The sequence below is a fragment of the Nocardia panacis genome, from assembly GCF_003598715.1.
Lineage (GTDB): Bacteria > Actinomycetota > Actinomycetes > Mycobacteriales > Mycobacteriaceae > Nocardia > Nocardia panacis.
Genome location: NZ_QZFU01000047.1, coordinates 1 through 1,644, shown reverse-complemented (window position 1 = coordinate 1,644; position 1,644 = coordinate 1). Strand labels below are relative to the sequence as shown.

Below are 1,644 nucleotides of genomic sequence, written 5' to 3'. Positions count from 1 at the left end.
TAAGAAAAACGCCTGACGGCGTCCTTTAAGTTCGTGCATCTCCGTTCATATGTGCCAAAGTAAGCTGGGGTATGGGGATCTTCTTCCTCTGTCCCCAGTCTACTTTTTCACATCACTTATCCTGTATTCGTAGCCATGAACTCCTTTGTAATATTCCGGATACATCGCTCCGCCGCATTCTTCACAACGGAATTGTGGAGGTACGGTCGGATCTCCATCATCCATCGCATCGAAATTCCGTACGACTTGCAGCGGAATCTCTTCTTCGCTGCTGCATTGCAAACAAATGTATTTTATCGTTTCTTTGCTACGCAGCCCGCTCTGCGGCTTTTTCTTTTTCTTGACCGCCTTTCGTTTCCTGGACACCGGTGACATCCCGAATCATCCTTTCCAGGCATGCCTTTGAGGTGGAGCACACCGCGTACTTCACCTTCAATTGCCCATCCTCAAGGCAAGCTTCTCCCTTGTATTCGTAATAACTTTCGCATTTCGGACAACATGGCGGCTTCCCCGTCTGCTCCTTGACCCGTTCACTCCACGTTCTGCGTTTCAATATCCGCTTTGCCTTGACGATCCATCTTCTCGCCGCTTTTTGCCACTCGCTGACTAACTTCTTGCACAGGCTCTTGATCCGCCGCGAGTAAACCCCATAGTAACGAATCGTCTTAAAGTTTTCATCCGGGATATGTCGGATCAGCCTTCCGATGAATTCTTCCACCGGGATCGTCTCCGTTTTCTCCTCCCCATCCGTCTTATCCCGATAACGAAAGGTCACCGTTTCTCCGTCGTACGCTTCGATCCGGCTCACCGCAATCGCCGGTCTTCTCATATATCGCCCGATATATCCGAGTTGCCGCTTGACGTTCCCTTTCTGTTTCGGGGCATACACATAGAAGCCTTCCCCATTTTCGGAGTAGGCTTTTTGCAAACGGGATTGTACTTGCTTTTTCTCTCGGGCGCTTAACTTTCGGCGAATCAGCTTCAACACAACCGTCTGCCATTGTTTACGCAACATCTCGAACGGCACAAAGTCATACGTTTTCCATTCCCCGTTCTTCTTCATCCCGCCCATGGTTACTAGCATATGGACATGGGGATTGAAATTCATCCGCGCCCCAAAGGTATGAAGCCCTGCTATGATGCCGGGCGTCACCTTGTGCTTCTTCTCGAAATACGTTTTGACTACACGGACGGCCTCGTCCATAAATTCTTTGAGCAGTTTGTCTCGGTGGAGAAGAAACACTTCGCGTAATCCTTCATCAACCGTGAAAACGACATGACGGTGATTGACCTGAAATACATCTTGTTCGAGCAACCGGGCCCATTCTTCCGTTTCTCCGCATGAACAGGTCGTACAGAATCTTCCTTTGCAACGATACGGAACAAGCCGTAGGTCGTGGCATCCTTCGCACACCAACAGCTTAAAACCATTCCTTGGATCTCCGCATTTGCGAAACTTCTCCACTTCTTTTAGCACATTAGGACGAAGCTTGCCCTTATGCTTCGCAACAAACCGATCCCAATGTCCATGTTCATCAAAGAAGATTCGTTTTAGCACGTTCGTCTCCATATCCTAACCTTACCAAAAACAACAACGAGGCGGAAGTCCTGCCCCACCCCGAAATGTTATAAATTCTATAATGT

At 48.7% G+C, this 1,644-nt stretch carries 1 protein-coding gene; it reads right to left on the bottom strand.

What is annotated here, in order from left to right; translation table 11 throughout:
- Nucleotides 1-307 precede the first annotated feature (307 nt).
- Nucleotides 308-1,570: an IS91 family transposase gene (locus tag D5S18_RS36750; protein WP_120044955.1), complete on the bottom strand. Its 1,263-nt coding sequence runs from the start codon at nucleotides 1,568-1,570 to the stop codon at nucleotides 308-310.
- Nucleotides 1,571-1,644: the final 74 nt, after the last annotated feature.